25 protein-coding genes are annotated in these 23,892 nt (G+C 42.8%); 9 read left to right on the forward strand and 16 right to left on the reverse strand.

Annotated elements, in window-relative coordinates:
• Positions 1 to 93: 93 nt before the first annotated feature.
• The 4 genes from ytpR to MHH41_RS13365 are packed head-to-tail and all read right to left on the reverse strand — an operon-like array spanning position 94 to position 2,883.
• Positions 94 to 699, reverse strand: a complete 606-nt coding sequence (gene ytpR, locus MHH41_RS13350) for a YtpR family tRNA-binding protein (protein ID WP_212046410.1) — start codon at positions 697 to 699, stop codon at positions 94 to 96.
• A gap of 16 nt (positions 700 to 715) precedes the next feature.
• The gene (locus MHH41_RS13355; RefSeq protein WP_327840778.1) at positions 716 to 1,528 is read right to left on the reverse strand and encodes a DUF1444 domain-containing protein; all 813 of its coding nucleotides are present in this window, start codon (positions 1,526 to 1,528) and stop codon (positions 716 to 718) included.
• 19 nt (positions 1,529 to 1,547) lie between these two features.
• Positions 1,548 to 1,868: a thioredoxin family protein gene (locus MHH41_RS13360; RefSeq protein WP_003217665.1), complete on the reverse strand. Its 321-nt coding sequence runs from the start codon at positions 1,866 to 1,868 to the stop codon at positions 1,548 to 1,550.
• Positions 1,855 to 2,883 carry a PTS transporter subunit IIC gene (locus tag MHH41_RS13365; protein WP_340866448.1) on the reverse strand — a complete coding sequence of 343 codons (1,029 nt, stop codon included), beginning with the start codon at positions 2,881 to 2,883 and terminating at the stop codon, positions 1,855 to 1,857. Before MHH41_RS13365 ends, MHH41_RS13360 begins: the two co-directional genes overlap by 14 nt.
• A 200-nt stretch (positions 2,884 to 3,083) precedes the next feature.
• Between MHH41_RS13365 and MHH41_RS13370 the strand changes: the two genes are divergently transcribed.
• Positions 3,084 to 3,530: a YtoQ family protein gene (locus MHH41_RS13370; protein WP_003217634.1), complete on the forward strand. Its 447-nt coding sequence runs from the start codon at positions 3,084 to 3,086 to the stop codon at positions 3,528 to 3,530.
• Positions 3,531 to 3,572: 42 nt separating this feature from the next.
• Here the strand turns inward: MHH41_RS13370 and MHH41_RS13375 are convergent, their stop codons facing one another.
• On the reverse strand, positions 3,573 to 4,646 hold the full coding sequence (locus MHH41_RS13375; RefSeq protein WP_340866449.1) for a M42 family metallopeptidase: 1,074 nt from the start codon (positions 4,644 to 4,646) through the stop codon (positions 3,573 to 3,575).
• A 199-nt stretch (positions 4,647 to 4,845) separates the two neighbouring features.
• Between MHH41_RS13375 and MHH41_RS13380 the strand changes: the two genes are divergently transcribed.
• Positions 4,846 to 5,160, forward strand: coding sequence for a PepSY domain-containing protein (locus MHH41_RS13380; protein ID WP_003217759.1), 315 nt, complete (start codon positions 4,846 to 4,848; stop codon positions 5,158 to 5,160).
• Positions 5,161 to 5,203: 43 nt separating this feature from the next.
• Here MHH41_RS13380 and MHH41_RS13385 read toward each other — a convergent pair whose 3' ends face one another.
• From MHH41_RS13385 to trmB, 3 genes are all read right to left on the reverse strand, one after another.
• Positions 5,204 to 6,901 (reverse strand): NAD-dependent malic enzyme, encoded by a 1,698-nt coding sequence (locus tag MHH41_RS13385; RefSeq protein ID WP_284906092.1) that lies wholly within the window; start codon positions 6,899 to 6,901, stop codon positions 5,204 to 5,206.
• Between the two features lie 73 nt (positions 6,902 to 6,974).
• Positions 6,975 to 7,823, reverse strand: coding sequence for a YtnP family quorum-quenching lactonase (locus MHH41_RS13390; protein ID WP_212046440.1), 849 nt, complete (start codon positions 7,821 to 7,823; stop codon positions 6,975 to 6,977).
• Between the two features lie 115 nt (positions 7,824 to 7,938).
• Entirely contained in the window at positions 7,939 to 8,580 is a 642-nt protein-coding gene (trmB, locus tag MHH41_RS13395) for a tRNA (guanosine(46)-N7)-methyltransferase TrmB (protein WP_050943547.1), read from the reverse strand.
• Positions 8,581 to 8,768: 188 nt separating this feature from the next.
• Here trmB and MHH41_RS13400 point away from each other — a divergent pair, with 188 nt between their 5' ends.
• Positions 8,769 to 9,044 carry a YtzH-like family protein gene (locus tag MHH41_RS13400; protein ID WP_003217549.1) on the forward strand — a complete coding sequence of 92 codons (276 nt, stop codon included), beginning with the start codon at positions 8,769 to 8,771 and terminating at the stop codon, positions 9,042 to 9,044.
• Here MHH41_RS13400 and MHH41_RS13405 read toward each other — a convergent pair.
• The 4 genes from MHH41_RS13405 to thpR all read right to left on the reverse strand — a co-directional run bounded on the left by MHH41_RS13405 (position 9,041) and on the right by thpR (position 12,617).
• Positions 9,041 to 9,841, reverse strand: a complete 801-nt coding sequence (locus MHH41_RS13405) for a phosphotransferase family protein (protein ID WP_189286481.1) — start codon at positions 9,839 to 9,841, stop codon at positions 9,041 to 9,043. The two genes, MHH41_RS13400 and MHH41_RS13405, sit on opposite strands and share 4 nt — an antisense overlap.
• A gap of 285 nt (positions 9,842 to 10,126) precedes the next feature.
• Positions 10,127 to 11,056 (reverse strand): YegS/Rv2252/BmrU family lipid kinase, encoded by a 930-nt coding sequence (locus tag MHH41_RS13410; RefSeq protein WP_003217628.1) that lies wholly within the window; start codon positions 11,054 to 11,056, stop codon positions 10,127 to 10,129.
• 48 nt (positions 11,057 to 11,104) lie between these two features.
• On the reverse strand, positions 11,105 to 12,040 hold the full coding sequence (locus tag MHH41_RS13415; protein WP_106033037.1) for a hypothetical protein: 936 nt from the start codon (positions 12,038 to 12,040) through the stop codon (positions 11,105 to 11,107).
• Positions 12,041 to 12,065: 25 nt separating this feature from the next.
• Positions 12,066 to 12,617, reverse strand: a complete 552-nt coding sequence (gene thpR, locus MHH41_RS13420) for an RNA 2',3'-cyclic phosphodiesterase (protein WP_268458519.1) — start codon at positions 12,615 to 12,617, stop codon at positions 12,066 to 12,068.
• A gap of 94 nt (positions 12,618 to 12,711) precedes the next feature.
• Between thpR and cysK the strand changes: the two genes are divergently transcribed.
• Positions 12,712 to 13,641 carry a cysteine synthase A gene (cysK, locus tag MHH41_RS13425; RefSeq protein WP_050943543.1) on the forward strand — a complete coding sequence of 310 codons (930 nt, stop codon included), beginning with the start codon at positions 12,712 to 12,714 and terminating at the stop codon, positions 13,639 to 13,641.
• Between the two features lie 215 nt (positions 13,642 to 13,856).
• Here cysK and MHH41_RS13430 read toward each other — a convergent pair whose 3' ends face one another.
• Both MHH41_RS13430 and pepV read right to left on the reverse strand, forming a co-directional pair.
• Positions 13,857 to 14,483, reverse strand: a complete 627-nt coding sequence (locus MHH41_RS13430) for a Type 1 glutamine amidotransferase-like domain-containing protein (RefSeq protein WP_003217567.1) — start codon at positions 14,481 to 14,483, stop codon at positions 13,857 to 13,859.
• Between the two features lie 22 nt (positions 14,484 to 14,505).
• Positions 14,506 to 15,906, reverse strand: coding sequence for a dipeptidase PepV (gene pepV / locus MHH41_RS13435; protein ID WP_340866450.1), 1,401 nt, complete (start codon positions 15,904 to 15,906; stop codon positions 14,506 to 14,508).
• Between the two features lie 94 nt (positions 15,907 to 16,000).
• Here pepV and MHH41_RS13440 point away from each other — a divergent pair, with 94 nt between their 5' ends.
• Together MHH41_RS13440 and MHH41_RS13445 are read left to right on the forward strand one after the other, a co-directional pair.
• Positions 16,001 to 17,299: an NCS2 family permease gene (locus MHH41_RS13440; protein ID WP_050943541.1), complete on the forward strand. Its 1,299-nt coding sequence runs from the start codon at positions 16,001 to 16,003 to the stop codon at positions 17,297 to 17,299.
• Between the two features lie 371 nt (positions 17,300 to 17,670).
• Positions 17,671 to 17,892: a DeoR family transcriptional regulator gene (locus tag MHH41_RS13445; protein WP_008356419.1), complete on the forward strand. Its 222-nt coding sequence runs from the start codon at positions 17,671 to 17,673 to the stop codon at positions 17,890 to 17,892.
• Between the two features lie 84 nt (positions 17,893 to 17,976).
• On the opposite strand, the gene MHH41_RS13450 is transcribed toward MHH41_RS13445, so the two are convergent.
• Together MHH41_RS13450 and MHH41_RS13455 are read right to left on the reverse strand one after the other, a co-directional pair.
• Positions 17,977 to 18,693 (reverse strand): pseudouridine synthase, encoded by a 717-nt coding sequence (locus MHH41_RS13450; protein WP_050943540.1) that lies wholly within the window; start codon positions 18,691 to 18,693, stop codon positions 17,977 to 17,979.
• Positions 18,694 to 18,709: 16 nt separating this feature from the next.
• Positions 18,710 to 20,332, reverse strand: coding sequence for a putative polysaccharide biosynthesis protein (locus MHH41_RS13455; protein WP_003217649.1), 1,623 nt, complete (start codon positions 20,330 to 20,332; stop codon positions 18,710 to 18,712).
• 175 nt (positions 20,333 to 20,507) lie between these two features.
• Here MHH41_RS13455 and MHH41_RS13460 point away from each other — a divergent pair, with 175 nt between their 5' ends.
• The 3 genes from MHH41_RS13460 (at position 20,508) to opuD (ending at position 23,645) form a co-directional block, all read left to right on the forward strand.
• Positions 20,508 to 21,779, forward strand: coding sequence for a BaiN/RdsA family NAD(P)/FAD-dependent oxidoreductase (locus MHH41_RS13460; RefSeq protein ID WP_212046416.1), 1,272 nt, complete (start codon positions 20,508 to 20,510; stop codon positions 21,777 to 21,779).
• On the forward strand, positions 21,776 to 21,973 hold the full coding sequence (locus tag MHH41_RS13465; protein WP_003217594.1) for a hypothetical protein: 198 nt from the start codon (positions 21,776 to 21,778) through the stop codon (positions 21,971 to 21,973). The genes MHH41_RS13460 and MHH41_RS13465 overlap by 4 nt, the downstream gene beginning before the upstream one ends.
• A gap of 139 nt (positions 21,974 to 22,112) precedes the next feature.
• Positions 22,113 to 23,645 (forward strand): glycine betaine transporter OpuD, encoded by a 1,533-nt coding sequence (gene opuD / locus MHH41_RS13470; protein ID WP_003217541.1) that lies wholly within the window; start codon positions 22,113 to 22,115, stop codon positions 23,643 to 23,645.
• The last annotated feature ends 247 nt before the right edge of the window (positions 23,646 to 23,892 follow it).

A 23,892-nucleotide genomic window follows, 5' to 3' on the forward strand; every position in this document is an offset into this window, starting at 1 on the left:
TGCTGTCTGTAGATGAAAAAAAGTCACTAAGTACGTACTTAGTGACTTTTGGTATAACACATTCTTCGCTCTGATGTGCCCGTTTATGGGAGGTTATGCTTGAAAGGCTTCGCCAGCTTGATGGCTTCCTTCTAGAACAAGAATCCCTTTTTCAGCAGGCGCGTCTGGAAGATCTAGTTCTTTTGCTGAACAAATCATTCCGCTTGATGGAACACCTCTTAGCTCAGCATCTTTGATGATTAAACCACTTGGCATCACTGCCCCAACCTTCGCAACCACGACATATTGCCCTTGATCAACGTTTGGTGCACCGCACACGATTTGTAATGTTTCATCGCCAACATCCACTTGGCAAATGTTTAATTTATCTGCATTCGGATGCTTTTCTTTTTCCTTTACATAACCGACAACAAATTTTGGTGATAGATCGACAGTCAACGTTTCACTGACACCGTTGCGGTTTAAAATTTCGTTCATATCTTGAACAAGTGTTTCAGAAAGCGGTACAGATCCGTTTTCTTCAATTTTCATGTAAGTGGATGCGTTGAAGATATTAAAGCCTGTTGTTTCTTTTGTTTCTTGATTGAAGATTCTTACGACATCTCCAAACGTCTCATGACCTACTTCTTCTCTCGTCACATCTTTCAATGAAATAAGGAGTGTGTCGCCTACACCTTCTGCATTATAAAAAACGTTCATTCTTCAAAATTCCCTTCTACTGCTGTTTTGGTCTGCTTTTAGCAAGAATAAAAATCGGTTCAAGCTTGCCTTCATCATATAAAAATGACAGTGCGGTAATCGGAACCGTGCCGCTGGCGAAGAAGCTCATCGACATCTGTCCTAAAATATCATAGCCTGATTCATTGCGAACATCTGCAATGATGAATACATCTTGATGGGGGACAGAGATGGCCATCTGCCCTTCTATTTTTTGCGTGTATTCTTGTAAAATCGATTCATTTAAAAGTCTGCTGGCATCATATCCGTCATTCGCACGGAAGAAATAAAACCGGTTGCCTGCCACTTCATCCATTTTCACTACAGTTTCAAGTGAGCGGACATTGAAGCTTGCAGTTTCCCTGATTCGTTCTTTTGTCCAGTTTTCCTTTTGAAGCATCTTTTCATCAATTAATCTGTAGGTGCTTCCAAGGTCAAGTGCATAGTAGATTCTCGTTTCAGCTGTATGCTCATCAAAAACAAGCGGAATCTCGTCACTTGATGTCTCAGGAAAGGAAGTGGATCGAATGACCGGATAAATTTGCTTTTCTTTTCCTGAGATGTGCTGCGCTTCGCCTTTCATAGCACTTAGCGCCTCTTTCACATAATAAACGATCTCATCCAATGTTTCATCAGGCTTTACTTCCCACTTTGCAATGATTGGCGGGAGCTCTAGTGTGATCCCTTTGCCTGTTTGTTTATCTTCAATACGAAGCGTATCTTTTTCTCGGTCAAACTGGTGTGACCAGCTGTCATTTGTCAGACGGCTTTTGAGTTCGTTCGCAAGCTGTCTTGATGTCATTTTTGCCATGATTTAGACTCTCCTTTCATTATTTAGAAAGAGAATCTGTTAAAAATGCTTCAATCTCTTCCTTCGTTTTACGATCCTTGCTGACAAAGCGGTTAATCTCTTGCCCATTTTTAAATACTAAAAAGCTTGGAATGCCGTAAATTTCCCACTCTGCGCAAGTGTCAATAAATTGATCTCTATCCACATAGAAGTACTCAAATTCTGGGTAGTTTGCTTCAAGCTCTGGCAAGAATGGTTCGATAAAGGTGCAGTCCGGGCACCAGTCCGCTGAAAATAGCAATACTGTTAAGTCTTCTTGAATTACTTTTTGTAATTCTTCGTTAGATTCAATTTTTTTCATGTTTCATTCCTCCAGTTTGTATGGTTAAATCTCCGAATTGTATATAGCCTTTCTTTCTCATCCATTCTGATACTACCAAACTAATCACTGCCGGGCCAACGATATGCAAAAGAGCAATCGCCAGAAAAACGGATGGATGAAATCCCATAACGGTCAGTGTCATGAGCTGTCCAACAAGGCCACTCGTTCCCATTCCTGCCCCTGCCGCATTATTGACCATCCCAAAGCCAATAATACCAATTGGCGCGAGAATGAGGCCCGCTATCGTCGGCGGAATAAGGATAAGGGGATTTTTCACAATGTTCGGCAGCTGCAATTTTGACGTGCCAATACCGACAGCGGCAAGTCCGCCAAAACGATTTTCTCTAAAGCCTGCAGCGGCAAAACCGACCATTTGAGCGCAGCAGCCAATCGTTGCAGCACCAGCAGCTGTTCCGCTTAAGTCAAGCATGAGCGCAAGCGCAGCACTTGAAATCGGTGAGCTGAGAGCAAGTCCAACAATGGTTGCTACTAGCATGCCCATGATCAGCGGACTTTGGTCAGTCCCCCACATGATGAGCCTGCCAAGCCCTGTCATCATGGCTTCAATCCCAGGACCGATCAAAGCGGCGGTGGAAAAACCAGTGATGATGGTGACAAGCGGTGTCAAAATGATATCAATTTTTGTCTCACCACTGACCAGCTTACCGATTTCCACACCAATTAATGCTGCGGCAAAGCTTCCAGCAGGTCCACCAAGCTCTGCTCCTGCAGCACCTGAGACAACACTTGCAAAAATGATCAGAGGAGATGCCTGTAACCGGTACGCAACGGCTACACCGATCGCTGGTCCCATGAGCCCCATGGCGAGTGTTCCCATTTTGATGATGAGCGGAAGTGATAACAGACCGCCTGCTGTTTTTAAAATCAGACCTACTACTAGTGTAGCAAATAGACCTAAAGCCATATAAGAGAGTGCATCAATGAAGTACACTTTTGGCGAAAGGGAGATTCCCTTTCTTTTCAAATAAGTCATCAACGTCGTCTTCCTGCTTTCTCATAGGAAAGACGAAGAGGCCTGTCCTTCCCATTATATGTAGTATTCTTACGATGAAAAATAGTTTCTACCATGAATATCATAATCATATTTTTTTTGCTTTATCAAGCACTTCTTGTGTAACATGAAAAGAAACAGGGCAAACCTTTACTAAGTTTGTACAAAAGGAGGAGATCGTTATGCAATTAACCGTCTATTTAGCAGGAGAAATTCATAGCCAGTGGCGCGATGAAATCAAGGAGAAAAGCCAATCGTTGAAACTGCCAGTGACATTTGTTGGTCCAATGGAGAATCATGACCGCTCCGATCACATTGGTGAGGACATTTTAGGTGAGCAGCCGAATGCCATATTCAAAGATGATGCCGCTTCTGATTTGAACAATTTTCGTACTGAGATCCTATTAAACAAGGCAGACGTCGTCATTGCCCGCTTTGGTGAGAAATATAAACAGTGGAACACGGCGATGGATGCATCTGCTGCCATCGCTAAAGGGAAACCTCTCATTTTGATCCGCCCAAAAGAACTGCACCATCCGTTAAAGGAGCTATCAAACAAAGCGAATATCACTGTGGAAACCGTGAACCAAGCGATCAAAGCGTTATCTTACGTGTTTGAACAGCAATAAAAAAAGGCTGCTCTCTTGAAAGAGGCAGCCTTTTGATTATATTTACACCTGTTGATAAATAGAATCCACTTTACTTTGATCACAGTTTTTCACAAGACGGACAATTAATTCTTTTGCCGCTGCATAGTCATCCACATGCAATACTGAATGACTTGTGTGAATGTAGCGAGCACATACCCCAATGACAGCAGAAGGCACGCCTTGGTTTGAAATATGCACACGTCCAGCGTCTGTACCACCTGGTGATACGAAGTATTGGTATGGAATACTGTTTGACTCAGCCGTATCGAGCACAAAATCTCTCATGCCGCGGTGCGTAATCATGGTTCGATCAAAAATACGCAGAAGTGCACCTTTTCCTAGCTGGCCGAATTGGGTTTTGTCACCTGTCACATCGTTTGCAGGGCTTGCATCTAAAGCAAAGAACAGATCTGGCTGAATCATATTCGCAGCTACTTCTGCCCCTCTAAGACCTACTTCTTCCTGAACCGTTGCACCAGAATACAGATGACATGAAAGTGGTTCGTCTTTTATTTCTTTTAATAATTCAATCGCAAGTCCGCAGCCATAGCGGTTATCCCAAGCCTTCGCTAAAATCTTCTTAGGATTCGCCATAGGAGTAAAGACTGTTGCAGGCACGATTTGCTGTCCTGGACGAATGCCAAGTTCTTTTGCCTCTTCTTCACTGTCTGCCCCAATATCAATGAGCATGTCTGATGGTTTCACAGGTTTGCTTTTTTGTTCTGGTGTTAGAAGATGAGGTGGTGTACTAGAGACGACACCAGGAATTGGCCCGTGATCGGTATGAACATCGACACGCTGCGCCAGCATGACTTGACTCCACCAGCCGCCGAGTGTTTGGAAGCGGATCATCCCGTTTTTCGTAATGGATGAAACCATGAATCCCACTTCATCCATATGACCAGCCACCATGATTTTAGGTGCGTTCTCTGGTCCCTTGCGTACCCCAAACACACCGCCAAGACGATCCTGAATGAGTTCGTCAGAATATTTCTCAAGTTCCTTTTTCATAAAAGCACGCACATGGTGTTCATTACCTGGGGTGCCTTGTAATTCTGTTAAATTTCGGAAAAGCGACAATGTTTCTTCATTCATTCTACGATTTACCTCGTTTCTATGTAATGACCATATATATTCCTATAAAAATAACACTCACTTTATACTATAAGAATTCTTTCGGTTTTCCAAGTATCTCTCCAGAAATTTTGAATATGCTTTCAACTATTCGGATTCCTTAACATCAATGGACAAGTTTTGTATAATGGAAAAAACAGCAATACGGAGGTGCAGCACGTTGAAGTTAAAACATGTTCTGATTGGTGCGAGTATTGGCGTAGCCGCTGCAATTGTTGCAAAGAAAGTATTTTTCCCTACGTATATCTCGTCTGAAAAAGCATTAAAAATTGTGAAATCCGCTTTTAAACAGCGCGGCCCGATTGATGGCTCTTGGATTTATACTGTACCAGAACCGTATACCGTAAATGGTGAAACGATTGATGTGTACAAATCTGGCATTACTCGCTCAGCCTTTGGCGAGCTTGAACAGTACGAAGTCATGATTGATGCCAAAACAGGCATGATTGTGGATGTCATTGATTCTGTGGCTTGATAAAGAAAGCTTCGCAAAGTTGTGTCCTTGCGAAGCTTCTTTTTTATATGGCTTTGATTTTTTTGTACACAGGATGCCACATAGCGTCCTGTACAGCCTGAATAAGGTCATCAGGCGTTTCCTCTGCAATTCCTTCATCGATCGCTGCTTGCGCCACACGAACAGCTACTGTTGCTGAAACGGTTCGAAGCTGATCGACACTTGGCAGCATCGCTGCACCCGGCTTTCCGACATTGACCATGCTGGCAATCGCTTCAGCACTCGCAACAAACATGCTGTCTGTCATGAGGCGTGCTTTAGACACAATCGTTCCAAGGCCAAGCCCTGGGAACACAAGAGCATTATTTGCTTGCCCAATTTCATATGTGATGCCGCCATATTCGACAGGATCAAATGGGCTTCCTGTTGTCACGAGGGCGCGTCCTTCTGTCCACTCAATGAGATCTTCAGGCTTTGCTTCTGAAAGAGGTGTCGGGTTCGACATCGGTAAAATCGCTGGGCGCTCTACGTGTGACGCCATTTCTTTCACAATTTCCTCTGTAAATGCTCCTCCTACTGTCGAGGTGCCAATTAAGATGGTTGGTTTAGCCTGTTTGACGACCTCTAATAAATCAATGGAATGCTTAGGACCATTACGGGCATAATCCTTTACTTCGTCAGAACGTCTTGCATATGGCTTTTGAAATGGCTGAATGTCAGGCGAATCATCTGTAAGTAAACCTGTTTTATCAATACACCAGAAATGATCATATGATTCCTCTTCTTTGACTCCGTCTCTGACAATCGCATCACGGATCTGCTCCGCTATGCCAATCCCTGCCGTACCCGCTCCGAAAATGACGATTCGGTGATCTTTCAGCGGAACCTTCGAAGCTTTTGCACATGCCATAACCGCAGCAAGTGAAACAGCTCCAGTCCCTTGAATGTCATCATTAAATGTACAAATCCGTTCCTTATATTTTTCCAATATGGCTCGTGCATTTTTTGTCCCAAAGTCTTCCCAGTGAAGGAGGGCATTTGGAAAGGTTGCGCGGGCAAGCTCTACATATTGATCGATAAACTGATCATAACGCTCGCCTCGAACGCGAGAATGCTGATTTCCAACATAAAGCGGATCATTCAAGAGACTTTCTTGGTTCGTCCCCGCATCAAGTACTACGGCCAGCACGCGGCTAGGATCAATGCCTGCTGCGGCTGTATAAACAGCAAGTTTCCCGACTGAAATGGCAATACCGCCAACACCCCAGTCTCCAATACCTAAAATACCTTCTGCATCTGTCGCAACGATTAAGTCAATGGATTCATCCACACCGTAAGAGGCAAAGATCTCTTCCATGCCTTCCAAGTCATCAATTGATAAATAAAGCCCCCTTGGCTTTCGATACTCGTGGCTATAACGCTGAATGGCTGTTCCAACCGTCGGTGTATAGACAATCGGCAGCATCTCAGCCAAGTGCTCATTTAGTAATTTGTAAAAAAGCACTTCGTTTCTGTCATGAAGTGATGTTAAATACACATTTTTCCCCAGTTCATCTGGCTGTGCCTTGAACTGCTCATATGCACGCTTTGCCTGATCCTCTAATGTTAAAACCTTAGGTGGTAGAAAGCCCTTTAAACCAAGCTCTTCCCGCTCTTCCTTCGTAAATGCAACCCCTTTGTTTAAATAAGGGACGGACATGACTTCCATCCCTCTTAATGGTGTTTCAATGACATCACCATGTACACGATAAAATTGGTTCACCTGCACTCTTCCTTTCACAAGTTCATTTTGTCGTTATTTTGTGTGAAAGGCGAAAAAACATGCAGATGATCTTTTATCTTCCTGTTTCTCTTTTGACTTCATGTGTGATTTGCCCATCTTCATCCCACTTAACAGCGCGGTAAATCGCATCATGATAAAACAAGTACCACGCATTTTTTTCTTCTGCAAATGCCTGCCATTTTTGCTTAGCTGGAATTGAGGTCATTGGGTAATCATCATATGCCAAGACCCATAATGGATTTTTATGAGCGTGCGTTGGCATAATGTCAGCTAAATGAATCGCTGTTTCACCCTGACTTGTGAGCGTTAAGATGCTATGGCCATTGCTATGACCGCCTGTATGATGCAGCTCAATGCCTTCTATTACTTCGATGCTTTCTTCAAATGGCACCACTTGATCTGCTATAGGCTCCCAGTTTTCTTTCCAATATGTATTTCTTGAGCGGATGTTAGGCGCCCTCATTTCATCCCATTCGATTTTGGATGTGATGATTTTTGCTTGCGGAAAAACAGACACGAGCTTTTCTCCTTCGAGTTTTGTTAATCCGCTTGCATGATCAAAGTGAAGATGCGTCATTAAGACGTAATCAATATCTGCTGTTTGCAGGCCGAGTGCCGCGAGTGACTTTTCCAATTTTGTCTCTTCTGTTACGCCGTAATTGCGTTTTTGTTTATCCGTCAGCTTCCCTGATCCGATGCCAGAATCCACTAAAAAATGGAGACCATTCCACCGTATGAGGATTGGGTCACACCGCAGTTCAATTTGATTGCGATCGTTCACCGGGTATTTTTTTGACCATAACGGCTTTGGCACCACACCAAACATCGCACCTCCGTCCATGTGTGTATCTCCCCCGTTTAACCAGAACAGTTCCATGTCACCTATGTTCATTGTCTCCATTGCTGTCATCCCTCCTTTTTCTATCGTAGCAAATACAGCTGAAAATCGCATGCATCAATCTTTTCATGAAAAAAGCTGACTGCAATTCTTTTTGCAGCCAGCTTGATGTCACTTGTTATTCTGAAAATTTCACTTCTGATCGATAGATAGGTTGTCCCATAGACGAGAATTTCTCTTCGTATTCCGTCATCACATTTCCTTCTAGTCCGTCCTTATGTAAATCTAAGCTTACATACGTTAAAAGAAGGCCATATGCAGAAAAGCTCTTTAAGGAATATTCAAATAACCCGCGGTTATCTGTTTTGAAATGCAATTCACCGCCTGGACGGAGAATATGTTCATATCGCTCTAAAAAGGCCTTAAACGTCAATCTGCGCTTTTCATGTCTTGCTTTTGGCCACGGATCAGAGAAATTCAAATAAACTCGGTCAATCTCATTTTCCGCAAACACATCTGTCAGCGTTTCCGCATTAATGTTCAAGAGCTTTACATTTTCAACATCTGTCTCTTTGATTTTATCTACTGCTGTCACAATGACACTTTTAAATAATTCAATGCCAATATAGTTGGTATCAGGATGAAGCTTGCCCATTCCAGCGATAAAGCTCCCTTTTCCTGTGCCAACTTCAATATGGATTGGATGATCATTTCCAAACAGCTCATGCCATTTCCCTTTATATTGCTCTGGGTTAGCTAAGGCAATATGAGCATTTTCAGCTAAGTAATCATCAGCCCATGGTTTATGTCGCATTCTCAATTTGATACACCTCTATTTTCTTTACATTTTATCAAGATACCATGAAACATAAAGACCCGCAAGACAGCATCTTTATGCGCATATGAAAAAGACCAGCCCTTCGCTTGAGCTGGTCTGCCGCATGTATAAATTGGGCGCTGAATGCACAGTTTAACCACATAAATGACACGCAGAAAAGGAGCATACGTATGGGATTAAACCGTCAACATCAGCTTCAATTAATCAAAGATATTTTAACCGATCACCAGTTGGATTGCTGCGGGACTGTTGCAGAATATGAACAGGTGGGACGCGTGATTCAATTCATGCTGGCAAAAGAAGACCTTGATGCCGACATTCGTCAATTATTAACAGATATTCATGATTACAGCCAAAAGGGTACTTCTGTCAGTTCAATCGATGCACATATTGAGGCGCATCAATCGCATTTGTCAGAGTGGATCGAGAATATTCCTCTGTCTTAATGAATGTTTAACCGCTGTAAGAGTGCGCTCAGCTCCGCTTGCACTTCTTGCTGCGCTTTTTCATTCCCTTTTCTTTTATGCCACACGACAAACGATACGGTTTCAGCGAGGACGTACCAAGCCATGCGTTTTCGCAAATTGTCTGTCAGCGGGGCACCGTACATTGAGAGCCAGCTTTCCCAGTTCTCTTCTTCAACATAATGGTATAAAAGTGGTCCAAGATCAATGGCTGGGTCAGCAATCATCGCCCCATCCCAATCGATCAAGTAAAGCTGGTTTTCATCTGTCAGCAGCCAATTATTATGATTGAGGTCACAATGACACACGACCTTGTCTTCAAATTGAACTGCCTCCACATGCTTCTCTAAGTACTGGATAGCACGTGTGACGTCGCGCGAATCAATTTGCTCTTTAAATATGGACTGTTTTAAATGCTTCAGAATGGATGCTGGGTCTAGAGAGTGCTTCTCTAATCGCTTCAGCATATCAAGCAATTCTTTCGATGTATGAATTTTTCTTAGCTGCTCTGCGACAGGACGGTCATTCATGTCCTTTGGCTTCAGCTCTCTGCCGCTCAGCCAGTGCTGCGCAGTGATGACATCCCCATTTTCCATCCGTTTTGTCCAGACAAGCTTCGGCACAATGCCTTCAGCTGACAAAACCGCAAGAAACGGTGACGTATTGCGTTTTAAAAATAGCTTTTGGTCATTGTGTGTTGCGAAGTACGCATCTCCCGTAGCGCCTCCAGCAGGAGAGATGTGCCATTCGCTACCTAATATTTGTCCCAACCAGTTCATATCAATTTTCAACCCATCATTTCTTAAAATATTTTAAATCGTGCTTTTTTAGTCGACAAAATTCAGCCGATTGAAGGTCAATAGGCTGCTTCTTTTTTTATTTATATGATCATAAAAACAAAAAGGACAGCTATTGAGAATGAGATGCTAAACAATAGCCGTCCTATAGATTTTATCGTTACCTTCTTATACTCGTCAAGCAAAACTAGAAAATCAGGACAAGAACCTTATGAAAAGAAAGGCTTTTTTCATGGTTCTTTGACTAAGACATTCACGATAAGTGATTTAAGCACGTAATTTTAAGGAGTACTCACTCGCCTTCACAAAAACAGGCGTTGCGCCAATCACTTCTCCATCTGCATGAAATAAGATTTTTCCATCTGCCTCCAAGTACGCTTCTTCGTGCTGAAACAGGGTAACGCCCTTCATTCCAAGGTGCTTGCGAAACACCATCGCACTTAGAAACAAGAGCACTTTAAATGGATTCAAATCTGTGACAACGAGTGTTTGAAAGCCTGGCTGCCTTGCGCTTACTTCTGGAGCTGCTTCCAGCCCGCCTCCGTAATAGGGGTGATTACAAACAATCACAAACCACACTTGGCGAAAGACCTTCTTCTCGTTTTCAATAAACAGTGCAAGGTCGAACGGCTTAAAGGACCATAAAGAATGGAGAAATGACAGCGGGTAGATAATAAACCCAAGCCCCAGTCGTTTCAGCCACTTTTTTCCTCTGAAATGCACTGTTTTCCTTAGCACATGCGCATCAAACCCAGCACCGATATGATTGAGAAAGAGAACGGATTGTGCGCTTTCTGCGTGATCTTGAAAGGAGCCGAGTGAAAATGTTTTGGTGAGCATTCTTTTTTGCTTTCTCACTTCTTTTAGGACATCTTGACGATGGATGCCAAGGCCCTTCGCCGCATCATTCCAATGACCGGCGGGGACAAAGCTTAGCTGCACATGATCCATTTCCTTTAAGCCATTTAGGACTTCATGAATGGTTCCGTCACCACCAATGACAATCAGGCGCTTTAGCCTGTCATCTTGCATGGCGCTAATTTGTCTTGCCAATACTTCTGCATGACCTTCATGCTGGGTGAGAAACGATCGATATGAGATCTCCACCCTTTGTAGTTCTTTCTCTATGCTCCTCCATGTACGAAGTCCTTTTCCATGTCCTGCTGCTGGATTAACGATAAAGTACCATTCATTCATATATTAGCTCCACTCAGGTCTCTTTTTTCGTGACCTTCCATTATGCCTTTAATCGAGCCATTCCTGCCTTCTTTTGCTGTCTGATTCACCATAAGCAAGCAATGCTTTTGTCGCCTTAAATTGCTGATGCTTTGTCGGCGCAGTATTTTTCCGCTGCTTTTCAAACCAATCTTCCGCCTTCTTCTTATCGACAACCTCCATCCCGTATGGAACTTCCGGTAAGTCAATATACGAGGTACGGCTGATCAGGATTTTTTTCACAGGAAGATGGACACCGCTTTGCTGTAAGATCTTTGACACGACGGTGCCAGAGCGTAGAAGGCTTGCGCAAGGATTCAAAACGGACTGAACCGCTTTCCCATTCGCCCGCTTTTCCCAAAAACGTTCTTTCGTTCCGATATATACGCTGTCAGGCTCTGCCTCTAAGAAGGATAAACAAATCACTTCCAGCGGCGTAATGAGGACTGGACATAATTCCATCTCTGCTTTTTGAATGAGCAGCACCGGTTTGTACATCACAAAATATGAATCCGGAAGCTGCCTAGCAAGCATGCGCAGCTTTTCGTCATACCGAATGTGATGGGAAACGGTCGAAATGTTGGAAATCGTCGAGCTCGCCCATTTTAATTGAACATCATATAGATGATCCTTAAAAAAATGAATGAGCTTCGTTTCATCTGTAGGAACGTTTGTAAAGACACCTTGCTCTATATCTGTCGGCTCGTTAAAAAGACTCAGGTCCCGTTCCTTCTTCATATCGGCTTCTTTTTGCTTTCTCTTTAAGGAGAATTTCTTTCTCTTTTCCTCCTCTTGTTCAGGCGCTTGTTCAGAGATTTGGTCAAATGAATGCTGCGTCTTCTCTTTTGAAGCTTTTTTTAACTCGTCCCACCTTTGCTTTTTCAATCGAATAAATTGATTGATGTAGTGATGCGGGTCTTGTTCATATCGTGATATATAATCTTGAATTTTGATAATTTGCGCCATCTGCTGCTCACTCCAACTTTTAGAATCATTTATGTAGTGCAAATTGTTTGATTGCGTGATAACGCGGGGTTTCTCTCGGGCGTATTTCATATAGAGTCATACAAGAAACCTCTATCACGTATGGCTCTTTGCGTAAAGGCGCTTGTTCTGCAAAAGAGTGATCCGCGTTCCATTTGCGCGCAATCGTCATATGCGGATGAAACGGTCTCTTTTCAACAGGATGTCCTGCTGACAATACGGCTGCTCTCACCTTTTCTCTTAATTGCATGAGTGGTTCACTTTCATTAGGTTTTGCAAAAAAGACTCTCGGGCGTTCCTTCGTGCCAAACTGTCCGACCTCATTCAGCTCTAGTGAAAATGCAGTGGCTTCCTTTGAGAGGATCTCAAGCAGCTCGATGATCTTCTTTAAGCGCTCATCTGGAATGGCACCTAAAAAGATCAAGGTCACATGATAATCATGTGGTGCTGTCCACTTTTGAAAAGACAGTCCGCTTCTTTGATCAATGTCTTTTTTGATTTGATGCGCAAGTTGTTCAGGGATGTGAACCCCAATAAAATAATGACGGTTTTCTGACACAATATCACCTGTCCTTTTATAACAAGCTTTACGAATCCCCATTGATGATAGTATAACTAAAGAAATGCGGAATGAGAAGAAAGGGTGTCACATGATGAAGGTTGCACAAAATATAGCGGAGCTGATTGGCGATACACCACTTGTTCAATTACAGCGGCTTCAGCCAGACAATGCGGCAGCTGTTTATTTAAAGCTGGAATCGTTTAATCCTAGCGGCAGTGTGAAGGACCGCGCTGCTTACAATATGATCGTCGAGGCTGAAAGGCAAGGGAAGCTTACAAAAGGAGCGACCATTATTGAACCGACGAGTGGGAATACAGGGATTGGTTTAGCTATGAATGCAGCAGCTAGAGGGTATCAAGCCATCCTTGTGATGCCTGATACGATGACAAAGGAACGAATCAATATTTTGAAGGCTTACGGGGCGCAGGTCGTTTTAACCCCAGGAGAAGAAAAAATGCCAGGCTGTATTCGCAAGGCAGAGGAGCTGGCAGCTCAAATTCCTCATAGCTTTATCCCGATGCAATTTGATAATAGAGCGAATCCAGATGCACATAGAGGCACAACGGCTGTTGAAATCATAGAAGCTGTCAAGCAACTTGGAAAGCCCCTTGGAGCCTTTGTCGCAACAGCAGGAACTGGCGGAACCATTACAGGCACTGGAGAGGAATTAAAGAAGGCTTTCCCTCATATGACCATACGTGTGGCAGAGCCGAAGGGATCTCCAGTCTTATCTGGCGGGACACCTGGCAAACATAAACTTGTTGGCACAAGCCCAGGATTTATTCCCAAAATTTTAAACGAGCATGTCTATGATGAGATCGTGCAAGTAAGCGATGAAGATGCGTACAATATCACACGTCAGCTTGCCCGTCTTGAAGGAATTTTAGTTGGTCCATCCTCTGGAGCAGCCTGCTATGCTGCGATTGAAACAGCCAAGCAATTGCCGGTAGATCAAATTGTGATCTGTATGACAGCAGATACAGGCGAACGATACTTATCAAGTGATGTTTTTCAAGATTAAAAAAGGAACAGGGTCATGAATCCCTGTTCCTTTCAGATTGTTGACAAAGGGCTAAAATGATCTTGATTTTAGCCCTTTGTCTTCTTTTCAGCGTGAGAAAACCTTTGCAGCCCTAGGAAGGACGAGCACCGGAACGGAGCGAATTTGACATTCGTGAGTACCGGCGCGCAGGACTGACACCGAATGCGAGGGTTTGTCTACATGCTGTTTCAAGGTTAGGACGATTTGTCGGACTTCACCTCAGCCTGCTCCCCTGTGATGAGTAAAGCCTGCTCATCAGTAAGCGGGCATAAATCGAGCGTCTGCTCATACTGCTCCATGATTTGCTGCGCAGCCTCGCCTAAATAGGTATTGTACATATGCGGTACCGGACAGTAGCTTATCTCATTGAATCCTTGATAAGATGAAAGCTCTGGTGCCTTCTGCCGATCATCCATCACGGAGATATATTCAATGCTTGGCGCCATGATGATACTCCCTGCGGATTCGCCAATGTACAACTTGCCTTTATTGATTTCTTCTTTTAGCACGTCATCGAGACCGTGCTTTCTCAATTCCTGCAGCAAATAGAAGGTGTTGCCTCCTGATACGTACACCACATCATTTTGTTTTATCATCTTTATGATTTCTTCGGTAGACTGCTCAGCTATTTGAACGATTTCTAGCTGCATACCGAGTTGATGAAAGGCTTCTTTCGCTGCCTCCACATAGTGCGTGACTTCTTCCACAGCACTAGCTGTTGGGAAAAATGTCACGCGTTTTCCTTTTAATGATTCACCCGTAAAGTCAGATAAGAGAGAATAGCTGTCTTTGAATGAAGAGCATAAGAACATTTTTTTCACTGTGAATCCCTCTTCTCTTTTTCTATTTTGCCAATTCATACATGGCTTGTGCATATAGAGCGGTTGCTCTTAGTAGATCATCGATTTCGATATATTCATCCTTCTGGTGTGCGCAATCTGGTCTGCCAGGGAAGAGAGGACCAAAGGCAACGCCTGCTTCTAAAGATCTCGCATACGTTCCTCCACCAATGGCAATCAGGTGAGCTGGATCTCCCGTTTGTTCCTCATATACCCGCTGCAATGTTTTGACAAGTGGGTGATCTTTTGAGACGTGATGCGGGGGGCTGTCATCAAATTTTAGAAGGGTAGCCCCTTTGATGCCTTCGATCCCTTTTTTAACGTCCTTGCCGTCTGCTGTCACTGGATAGCGGACATTTAATCCTAGCTTCGCTTCCTCGCTTTGTGTATAGCGGATCGTGCCAACATTCAAGGTCAAATCTCCGCTAATGTCATCTTTGCAAGCAATCCCCAGCTTTTTCCCTCGTGTATCCTGATCAAATAAAGCGTTGATTTGGGAGGTAAAAGCAAGCCCGTCTTCATCTAATTCTTGTCCACATAGGAAATTGGCCATATGAATGCCCGCATTGATGCCATGCGCCGGCTCCATAGCATGAACTGATTCACCTTTTAATGTGAAATGCAGTCCATCCGCTACATTCTTTACCTCACCTGATAATTGATTGTCAGCAAGATAAGCTTCAAAAGCTGTTTTTAATGATTCAGCATCGTGTTCTTGTGCCGCTGTCACAGTGGCAGTTGCCTCATCCGGCACCATATTCAGCCGCATACCCGATGTGAATTGCTTGAGCGTATAGCGCTGATGTTGTTCTGTATGTTGATATGTAAATGACACAATGGCATCAATGATCCCTTTTTCAGCATGAATAATCGGAAAATCAGCATCTGGTGCAAATCCAATTTGCGGCATCGCCTCATGCTTGAAATAATGGTCCACACAGCGCCAATCACTTTCTTCATCTGTTCCAATGATCATTCGAATCTTTTTTGACAGCTTCATCCCTGTATCTTTTAACAACTTCAGTGCGTAGAAAGCCGCCATGGTTGGCCCTTTATCATCAATAGCGCCTCGTGCAAATATTTTATTTTCTCTTATGTCCGCTGAAAATGGCGGGGTTGTCCAGCCGTCACCAGCAGGCACAACGTCCACATGGCATAGCACACCTACAATGTCTTCGCCTTCTCCATATTCAATATGACCTGCATAGCCATCCACATTCTTGACTGTGAATCCTTCGTCTTCCCCTTTTTTCAGCATATACTGAAGGGCCTGATCGACTTTTTCACCAAATGGCTTTCCTTCTTTTCCACCTTCTTCATCAAGGACACTTTCAATTTGTAAAAAAGATTGTGTGTCCTCAATCAAATCGTCTTTTTTTCGTATGACTTCAGCTTCCCAATTCATTTTTCCATTCCTCCTTGAAAAAAGGTTGCAATCCACCCTTAAAACGAATATTATATTAATTGTTTTGTAATAATGTTCGTAAATGGAGGATTTTATGTTTCAGTTAAAAGAAAACCAAACCAACATAAAGAGAGAATTAATCGCTGGTATGACGACATTCTTTACTATGGTATATATTGTTGCCGTTAACCCAGGAATTCTTTCAAAAGCAGGCATTCCTTTTGACCAAGTCTTTACTGCAACAATTATCGCTGCTGTCGTCGGTACACTCTGGATGGCACTATTTGCAAACTATCCGATTGCGATTGCACCAGGCATGGGGCTGAATGTCTATTTCACCTTTACAGTTGTCGGTGGTGGCGGCATCAGCTATCAAACAGCGTTCAGTGCGGTATTTGTTGCTGGAATACTCTTTATTATTTTATCGTTAACATCCCTTAGAAAACAACTGATTCAAGCCATTCCAGATAATTTAAAATACGGCATTACAGCCGGAATCGGGCTTTTTATTGCATTTATCGGCCTCCGTCAGTCTGGGATTATCGCAGCTGACCCGGAAAATTTAGTGAAGCTTGGCAACTTAAGCTCGCCTGTTGTCATTTTAACGCTTGTCGGCTTAATGATCTCTGTTATTTTAATGGTACTTCAAGTAAATGGCGCTCTGTTTATCGGCATGTTAGCGACGACACTGATTGCGGTCGTAACAGGCCAGCTTCATTTTCCGAAAATGCTGATGGACATCCCTGCACTACCAGAAGGCATGCTGATTACAAACCCATTCGCTGCCTTCGGCGATGTATTCTCTCATCATTTATACGCTGTCGTCTTCTCCTTCTTACTAGTGACGATTTTTGATACAACGGGCACAATGATCGGAGTGGCCGAACAAGCAGGACTCATGAAAAATGGGCAGCTGCCAAAGGTACGCAGAGCCCTGCTCGCTGACTCTGCTGCAACGACGATCGGTTCTATGTTTGGAACAAGCCCAACGACAGCTTATATTGAATCATCATCTGGGGTTGCTGCTGGCGGAAGAACTGGACTCACTTCTTTAACGGTCGCTGCACTGTTTATTGTGGCATTGTTTTTCGGTCCGCTCGTTCAGGCCATTTCTTCTTTACCATCCATCACATCACCTGTTCTCATCATTGTCGGGTGCTTGATGATGAACTCCGTGTCACGCATTCGCTGGAACGAGCTAGACGAAGCATTCCCTGCTTTTCTAGTGATCCTTTCCATGCCGCTGACATCTAGTATTTCAACCGGAATTTCACTTGGATTTATTTCATATCCACTTGTGAAACTGGCAAAAGGGAAATGGAGAGAAGTACATGTACTTGTTCTCATCTTTGCCATTTTATTTTTCATTCAGCTCTTTTTCTTAGAAGGATAACAGAAACAATAAAGGCACATTCTAACAAGGGATGTGTCTTTTTAAGATGAGTGAATTTTTTATTTTGTAAATTTTCTGTGTTTCATTTTTGGACGTTTGAATGTGACAGTATTCTCCATACGCCTTACGCCCATTGGGTTGTAACCGAATTCAAAACATGGTATATACCATGTTTCGATTCATGAAGACAAGTTAAATAACATGTAAAGTTGACTTTTTGGTGGAACTAGATGCATAATAACGTGTATAATAGAATAAAACATTAAGAAACACGAACATTTACCATTGTTGCATGTCCTTATTTCGCAGTTTTAGTGTAGTAAGTTGTGGTTAGTCAAGTCCATCCGATCTTATTGATAGGGAGTGGTTTTTTGAAACCTTCAACAAACCGTATGATGACTCGAATAAAATCAGTCTATATGTTCATTCAAGAGAAAGGTCTTGTGACGACACAAGAGCTGGTTGATGAATTCGGGATCACACCTAGAACCATTCAAAGAGACTTAAACGTGCTTGCCTATAACGATCTTGTTCATAGTCCAAGCAGAGGCAAATGGGAAACAACGAGAAAAAAAGTAAAAATATCATCTTAAGCGTATAATGAACTGTCCATATAACAAAAAGAACCGGCGACATGCCGGTTCTTTTCTTTTGTCTTCTTTTCTTTTGTTCTACATTTATGGTCGATTGATTAAGCTGTCTAATTCTTCGTCCGTCAATTCACGGTACTCCCCTGGCGCTAGATCTTCATCTAAAGAGATAGCTCCCATCGAGCGTCTTTTTAAAAAGATGACTTCATTTCCCACTGCTTGCGCCATCAGCTTCACTTGATGGTACTTTCCTTCAGTAATTGTTAAACGGATGCGTGTATCTTCACTTTCATTCGCATCTACTTCAACCTTTGCCGGCTTCGTGCGGTAATCATCTAAAATGACAACACCCTCTTCAAGACGCTTGATGTCTTGATCTCCTAATGGATATTTCAAATGAACCTCGTACGTTTTTGGCACATGCTTTTTTGGAGAAAGTAATTGATGAGCAAGCTGTCCATCATTTGTGAGGAGGAGAAGACCGACTGTATCCTTGTCTAGTCTCCCAACAGGAAATGGCTCCCTTGCGATATCCTCCGGCTCAAGTAAATCGACGACCGTTTCATCCCGCAAATCTTCAGTAGCTGAGATGACACCATCTGGTTTGTTCATCATTAAGTAAATGAATTCTTTATATTCTACACGCTCTCCGTGTACGAGCACTTCATCATTCGATGGATCAACATGATCTTTCACCTGCTTCGCCAGTTCTCCATTCACGGTGACTGCCCGTGCCTTGACCAGCTTCTTTACATCTTTTCTTGAACCAAAGCCGCTGCTAGCAAGCAATTTATCAAGCCTCATGAAACTCCACCTCTTCTTAACTCTTTTTTCTTAAAAATTTGGGCATACGGCTGCCGAGTACACGCTCAAGTAATCCTACCTTATATGACAAGAACAGATACACACCGCCGCCAGTGATCATTGAAATCAAAATGACGATACCCGCGTTAATAATTCCACCTTCATACGAAATCACTTGGCTCACAAGCTGACATGTCGCATACGCCACTACAGCCATAATCGCAGTCAAAATACCAATGAGAATAAATCGTTTGAAAATCCTGCGGAACGAATAGCCTGCATGGCGCTTAATCATGATAAACATATACAAGATGGACGCACTATAGCCTAACGCAGTCGCAAGCACAGAACCATTTCCTTGCAGCCAGCTGATTAGCGGAATGTTCAGAACCGTTTTAATGATGATCCCTAACAACAGACTGACGATGGCAAATTTTTGTTTATTAATTCCCTGCAAAATCGCTGCATTAATGGTGAATAAAGAAAACAATAACGCAACAGGTGCATACCAGAACAAAATTGACATCCCAATCTCAGGATGAACAGACGGATAGAAAAACCAATAAACCGGTCCAGCTAATGCTGAGATACCAAATGAAGCAGGCAGCACGAAAAATAATATGACCTGCATCGTCTGATCAATTTGTCTATTGAGCAGCTTGTAGTTACGAGCTGTAAATGATTCCGTAATCGTTGGAATCAAGGTTAAGCCAAACGCTGTTGCAAGGGACACAGGAATCATCACGAGCTTCGGTAAATATAACGTCACAATAGACAATACCGCTGTACTAATATCCTGATGGCCTGATGCAATCATGGCTCTGTTAATCGTGTTTGTATCTATATAAGAATAAATTGGAATCGCCAGTCCAACAAACACATACGGTGCGGCATAGCTAAATAGCTCTGTAAACATTTGCTTATAAGATAAGTCAGAGGAAGCACCTGTATTCGGCTGCATGGATAAGAGCCGATCCTTGCGCTTCAGCCAATATAAATAAAGCGTGAATAAGCCGCCAAATGCGCCGATAAGTGCTGCAAATGTAGCATATCCGACAGCGATGACAAGACCGCCGTCAAGCACTTTTAAAATAATAAACGTTGCTGTTAATAGGAAGATGATTCTGACAAGCTGCTCGATGACTTGGGAAACAGCTGTCGGTCCCATCATAGAGTGTCCTTGGAAGAACCCTCGCACGAGACTCATAATTGGTACAACCAAAAGACCTAAACTGACCATCCGAATCACATATACCACTTGGTCGACGGTCAAACCGCCTGTTTCATTTGATCCGCCAAGCTGAATCTTGGCGAAAATTGGTGCACTCAAATATAAAAGAGAAAAAGCGATAATCCCGGTGACAAGCATGACCGACATACCCGCCCTGAACATTTTTCTCGTTGTCTCATAATCGCCAATTGCATTATATTTAGAAACAAATTTTGATACCGCTGTTGGAAAACCAAGCGTAGCAATACTTAAAAAGATCGTATACTGATTGTATCCATATTGAAATAGCGCTCCACCAGTAGCTCCAACCATTGCGCTAAATGGAATTAAATAAATCATACCAAGAATACGAGAGAGATAAGTCCCTATCGTTAAAACCAACGTACCACGAAGCAGTTTATTAGACATGCGCTTAACCACCATTTTTCTAATGAATATTCAACTCAACTATTTTACCACATCATTTCGACGCACAGGTAACAAATCCAATACAGAAGGCACAAAACCAATCAATTCATATTTCAGCCTTCCCCAATTTTCGTTATAATAGATAAATGACTGAAAGTAGAAAGAGGAATGTAACATGAAACATTATGATGTCATTGTCATTGGCGGTGGACCTTCTGGACTGATGGCCGCTATTGCATCAGCAGAGCACGGTGCAACTGTTCTGTTAATTGACAAAGGAACCAAGCTTGGCAGAAAGCTCGCCATTTCTGGCGGTGGACGCTGTAACGTCACCAATCGCCTTCCAGTAGAAGAAATCATCAAGCATATTCCCGGAAACGGCCGTTTTTTATATAGTGCATTTTCTGAGTTCAATAACGAGGATATTATTTCGTTTTTTGAAAACCTCGGCATTGAACTTAAAGAAGAAGACCATGGACGTATGTTCCCTGTCTCAAACAAAGCACAATCTGTTGTGGATGCCCTTTTAGACAGGCTCCGTAACCTCAATGTGACCATTCGAACGAATGAGAAGATTAAAACAGTTCTGTATCAAGACGGACAAGCAGCCGGAATTGTTACAAATAATGATGAAAAAATTTCAAGTAACGCTGTTGTGATTGCTGTTGGCGGAAAAAGTGTGCCGCATACTGGTTCTACTGGTGACGGCTACGCATGGGCAGAAGCCGCTGGTCATACGATTACAGAGCTCTTCCCAACAGAAGTACCGGTCACATCAGATGAACGTTTTATAAAAGAAAAAGTGCTCCAAGGGCTTTCTTTAAGAAGTGTGGCTGTCAGCGTTTTAAATAAAAAGGGAAAACCTGTCGTCACACATGTCATGGATATGATCTTTACACACTTTGGCTTATCCGGCCCAGCTGTTCTTAGATGCAGCGGATTTGTGGTGAAAGAATTGAAAAAGCAGCAGGTCGTCCGTCTGCAAATAGACTTATATCCGAAGCTTAATGACGAAGAGCTTTTCCAAAAGCTTCATCGAGACCTAAAAGATGAACCAAAAAAAGCCATTAAAAATGTCCTAAAGTCTTGGATGCAAGAACGCTATTTATTGTTTTTGTTAGAGAGGAACGGTATAGATCCGCAAGACACTTTTTCTGGTCTTGCTAAGGACAAACTGCGCGCATTCGCCCATGATTGCAAACATTTTATCGTTCATGCCAATGGTACACTCTCTTTGGACAAAGCGTTTGTCACAGGAGGCGGCGTTTCTGTGAAAGAAATTGAACCGAAGAAAATGGCGTCTAAAAAAATGCCCGGTCTTTATTTCTGCGGAGAAATTCTAGACATCCATGGTTATACAGGCGGATACAATATCACGTCAGCACTTGTAACAGGCAGACTTGCTGGTATGAATGCTGCACTAGAAGCAAAGGAGAGAGATCAATGATCAGACGTGCATTTCCAATTGTATTTGCAGTCGTTATTAGCTTGACAGCCGCTTTTTTCTTGAAGCTGTCCATTAACCCTTTAAAAGTAGCCATTGTTTTGGCGTTTACCATCTTCGCTGTTTGTTTAAAAGAATACGTTTATCGTCTTCGTAAACGAATCGAAGAAAAATCATCTTCACATATCGATAGTTGATTAATGGAAGCAAAACATGTTACGGTAAAGTAGAGGTCGAGTGAGAAGCTCGCCTCTTTTTGTTTGAAATTAGTTGAGTTAGGGGATATTAAGTAAATCCTCTGCTTAAACGTGTAGAACAACAGGAGAGTGAGATGGTGTGAAAAACGTATCAAGTGTATTTTGGATTGTGATTGCGATCACATTTGTTGCCGTCATATGGGGAGCTTTTTCTCCAGAAACACTGCAAAATGTCACAGATCAAATTCAAACATACATTACAAATGACTTTGGCTGGTATTACTTGTTAGTGGTGTCACTACTCGTCGGCTTTTGTCTATTCTTTATTTTTAGCCCAATCGGTAAGATTACGCTAGGAAAACCTGGGGAAGAGCCTGAATTCGGCTTATTTTCTTGGTTTGCGATGCTATTTAGTGCCGGTATGGGAATTGGTCTTGTTTTTTACGGAGCAGCTGAACCGATCAGCCACTATGCCATCCAGTCACCAACGGGTGATACTGAAACGGCGCAGGCATTCCGAGATTCCCTTCGATATACTTTTTTCCATTGGGGGCTTCATGCATGGGCTATTTATGCCATTGTTGCACTTTGTATTGCTTACTTTAAATTTAGAAAAGATGCACCTGGCTTAATCAGTGCAACGTTGCAGCCGGTTTTAGGAAATAAAACGAATGGATGGATCGGAAAAACCATCGATTGTATTGCGGTATTTGCAACTGTAGTTGGTGTTGCGACAAGCCTAGGATTAGGCGCGGCACAAATAAACGGTGGGTTGAATTACCTGTTTCACATTCCGAATGCTTTTAGCACACAATTGATCATTATCATGATTGTGACGGTGCTTTTCCTTGCATCTGCTCTAAGCGGGATTGGAAAAGGCATTAAATATTTAAGTAATATCAACATGGTATTAGCAGCTGTTCTGATGTTTTTCTTACTTTTGGTAGGTCCAACTGTTTTTATCTTAAATTCATTTACTGACTCAATTGGGCAATACTTATCCAACATCGTTCAAATGAGCTTCCGTCTATCTCCAAATGATCCTGAGAAGAGAGAATGGATTAATGGATGGACAATCTTTTATTGGGCATGGTGGATTTCTTGGGCACCATTTGTCGGAATCTTTATCGCAAGGGTGTCACGCGGACGAACGATTCGAGAATTTTTAGTAGGTGTCTTAGTGGCTCCTTCTATCCTAGTATTTCTATGGTTCTCGATTTTCGGTGTATCTGCGATGGATTTACAGCAAAAGAATATTGTCGATGTTGCGGGTCTATCAACAGAAACAATGCTCTTCGGTGTACTAAATGAATATCCGCTGGCGATGATCACATCGATTCTAGCACTTATTTTAATCGCTATATTCTTTATTACATCGGCTGATTCAGCTACATTTGTGCTTGGAATGCAGACAACCTATGGATCATTGAACCCTTCTGGCAGTGTCAAAGTTAGCTGGGGCATCATCCAATCTTCTGTTGCTGCCGTACTTTTATTTTCAGGGGGACTTGAAGCCCTGCAAAATACAGCCAAGCTCGCAGCCTTGCCGTTCTCCGTTGTCATTATTTTGATGATTGTCTCACTGTACAAGTCATTGAATGATGAACGAAGAGCCATCAAGCAAGCCAATAAAGTCAGTAAACCACGAAGTCCAAGAGTAAAAAAAGCATAATCTCAAGCGAAAAAAGCCGTTCCTCATAAGAACGGCTTTCAGATTGTTGACAAAGGGCTAAAATGATGTTTATTTTAGCCCTTTGTCTTCTTTTCAGCGTGATAGAAAACCTTTGCAGTCTAGGAAGGACGAGCACCGGAACGGAGCAAATTTAACATTCGTGAGTACCGACGCGCAGGACTGACACCGAATGCGAGGGTTTGTCTACACGCTGAAAGCCGTTCCTCATAAGAACGGCTTTTTTCTA

The organism is Bacillus sp. FSL K6-1145 (assembly GCF_038003425.1).
Taxonomy (GTDB): domain Bacteria; phylum Bacillota; class Bacilli; order Bacillales; family Bacillaceae; genus Bacillus; species Bacillus pumilus.